This window comes from Aeromicrobium sp. EU05-FHT14F07, from assembly GCF_058790455.1.
On record NZ_JBYTCR010000041.1, the window covers coordinates 1 to 2,767 of the forward strand.

Annotated in this window: 5 protein-coding genes; 4 read left to right on the plus strand and 1 reads right to left on the minus strand. The window is 64.9% G+C overall.

Going from position 1 to position 2,767, the window contains the following annotated elements; translation table 11 throughout:
• From AC3WRM_RS18355 to AC3WRM_RS18370, 4 genes are all read left to right on the plus strand, one after another.
• The coding region (locus tag AC3WRM_RS18355; protein WP_492249995.1) for a putative toxin at window positions 1-483 on the plus strand (483 nt) is incomplete at its 5' end.
• Entirely contained in the window at window positions 480-1,100 is a 621-nt protein-coding gene (locus AC3WRM_RS18360; RefSeq protein WP_492249994.1) for a hypothetical protein, read from the plus strand. The genes AC3WRM_RS18355 and AC3WRM_RS18360, both read left to right, overlap by 4 nt.
• Window positions 1,101-1,309: 209 nt before the next feature.
• Complete coding sequence (locus AC3WRM_RS18365) at window positions 1,310-1,576, plus strand: hypothetical protein (RefSeq protein ID WP_492249993.1); 267 nt, start codon at window positions 1,310-1,312, stop codon at window positions 1,574-1,576.
• Between the two features lie 383 nt (window positions 1,577-1,959).
• The gene (locus tag AC3WRM_RS18370) at window positions 1,960-2,316 is read left to right on the plus strand and encodes a hypothetical protein (protein ID WP_492249992.1); all 357 of its coding nucleotides are present in this window, start codon (window positions 1,960-1,962) and stop codon (window positions 2,314-2,316) included.
• 1 nt (window position 2,317) lies between these two features.
• On the opposite strand, the gene AC3WRM_RS18375 is transcribed toward AC3WRM_RS18370, so the two are convergent.
• The coding region (locus AC3WRM_RS18375) for a helix-turn-helix domain-containing protein (RefSeq protein WP_492249991.1) at window positions 2,318-2,767 on the minus strand (450 nt) is incomplete at its 5' end.

Consider the following 2,767-nt stretch of genomic DNA (forward strand, 5'->3'; position numbering starts at 1 on the left):
GACCTGCTGCTCGGAATCTGGCGGTTTGGGGTCTTCAACGAGAAAAGCTGCACGAAGGTGCTCTCCGGAGCTTGTGCGTTCGAGGGTGCCTCGACGGTCCTTAAACCCCTGAAGTTCCTGAAGCCGCTCAAGCACGTCGATGAGGCGGCGGAGACTGGCTCCGGCGGCGCCAAGGTCGTCCGCGCTGGTCAGGCGGGCGAGAACGCGGTGAGGTCAGCGTTCGATATCGGAGCCAAGGCGACGCGCGTGATCAATGGGCGCACGCGGATCTTCGATGGGCTGAACGATGTTGCGGTTTCGGAGGTCAAGAACGTCAAGAGGTTGTCGTACACACGTCAGCTGCGCGACTATGCCGACTACGCTTCCCAGAGGGGGCTGCGGCTCGACATCTATGTGCGAGGCGAAACAATGCTCTCCGGCCCCTTGGCTCGAGCGGATCTCGATCCGTCGAGCCCCATCAAGATCATCAGGTTTCTAGAATGAACAGCCCCAAACTCCCGAAGGGTCCCATCTCGGCGGCGGACCTGGCACGCTTGAAGGAAGACATGCTCCAAAACGATCCGGAGTACCGGTCCGAGGTCGAAGCCGTCGAGGCTGAGCGTGCGGAACGCGTGCGCCGCCTGCGAGAGGCCGAGCAGCCGGTGGTGGCTGAACTGCGTGGTGCTGGGGTGCAGGTCGACTCGGTGTGGGACCTGGTGAACACGTCGGATCCCTACCATGCTGCTCTGCCGATCCTGATGGATCATCTGGAGCGCGGTGGCTATCCGGAGCGGGTGATGGAGAGCCTCGGTCGAGCTCTTGCGGTCAAGCCGTCCGTGGAGTTCTGGGAGCGGCTCAAGATGCGCTGGCTTCAGGCGCGGGATCCGGGCGAGGAAGATGGCGCTGCCGTCGCGCTGGCGGCGTGCGCGACGAAGGCGCAGGTGGACGACTTGATCGACTTCCTGGCGGTGGAGGAGCGCGGTGAGTCACGGATCTACTTCATCCGGCCGATCCTCAGGCTCGGCGGCGATCGCGGCCGAGAGGTCGTGGAAGCGCTTCGCGACGACTCGGTCTTCGGGAAGGAAGCCGCGGCACTGCTCAAGCGTGGTCGGAAAAGGTGACTGGCCTCAGTGCGGAAGGCTGGGTGCGCGGCGGCCCTGAAAGGTGACCTCAGCACGAGTGCCCGCGTTCGATCCCGCTCCTGGCGCGTTGGGGGGACCCGATTGCTGTGTGGTCAGGTTGGGCGCCCGTACGATGACCAGAGTCATGCGTACGACGTGGTGGACGGGATCCTCAACTGATCCGTATCCGGACCTTATTCAATCTCGTGATGCCCTGCTGGACCTCGGCGTTCGGATTGGCATCGTGGGTGGTGGTCAAGGTTGCGGTGATCTACATGTCGAAGGTGGAGGTCGCCCCGGGGTCGCTGGTGGCCTGGACCGCTTACGGGGCGGTGGTCGTAGCGCTGGCGGACGTCCTCGTGACCAGCTTGATCAAGGTCGTCAAGGGCGAGGGGCGGAGAGCCGCGCTCGCTGCAGGCGACGAGGCATGGAAGCAGTCCGACGCGAGGCGACGGTCGCGCACTGGCGCCCTTTGAAGCGGGAGCTCGACTTGGTGCGAAGGGTCCAGTATCAGGCAGCGTGCCGGCAACTCGAGCAGACGAGTTGAAGCTTCTTGAGTCTCCCTGGACGGCCCAGCTATCGGGGCGGGGACGCAGGACTTGCGCATCCGGGCGACCACGAGGCGGCGCAGCTACTACGCACTGCCGCGAAAGTACGGTGGGATCATTGAGCGGGCGGTGGTGAACTTTCACGGTCTATCAATGCTGCGCGGAGTGGATCCTGCAATTCACTCTCGGATCACGACCGCGTGGGGCCGCTGGGAACGTGGCCTGGGACGGACGCCGACAGCTCACGACATCACGCAGTTCTCCTACCGGATCGACTAGATGTACGGCTCGTCGTTCGTATGGTGACCCAGATGAACCAGCAACTCCTGACCGCTTTCTTCGAGGATCTCGCCAGCGCGATGGACTTCTGGGTCGACACCGTCGCCAAGACGGTTGAGGACTCCGACGCCAGTGCTCCGTGGATCGAAGAGCGCGAACCGTTCGATCGGCTCCACGCGGCGCTCGGCGACCGCGCGGAGTATCTGCGGCCCGTTCTCGCGGAAGGGATGCGCGGATTGCTGAACAGCGTGCTCACGACCATTGACGGAGGCACTGCCAGCGCCGAGGTCGGCCGCATCGAACTCACCGACGCTGAGGGCGAGATCTTGGCAGCGGGACTCCACGAGTTGTTTGTGGATCACCTCTTCGACACGGGTCGCTTGGAGTAGGTCAGCTGGTCTGGGCGAGTCGCCGTGCTTGGTGGCGGAGGAGGGCGCCTTCGATGAGGGCGCGGATGCTGTTGCGCTCGTCGGGGTCGAGCTGGTCGAGCGCGGTGAGGTGGAGCCGCAGGGATTCGTCTTGGGGTCCGCGTTCGTCGGGGTCGAAGACGAGGTCGTCGGCGGAGACGGCGAGGGCGACGGCCAAAGCGCGGAGGACGTCGAGGGTGGGTTGGTTGGTGCCGGCTTCGTAGCGCCGTAGCTGGGTGACGTGGACCCCGACGGTGTCGGCGAGGGTCTGCTGGGTCATGCCGCGTTGTTTGCGGACCGCGGCGAGGCGGTGGGCGAAGTCCATGGCGGCGAGACGCTCCAGCAGGTTGATCGGTTGGACGTCGTCCGGGAACTCGTGCGCTGCGCCCACGGCGAGCAACCTCGGCTCGACCGCTCCGTACTCGGACGTGTA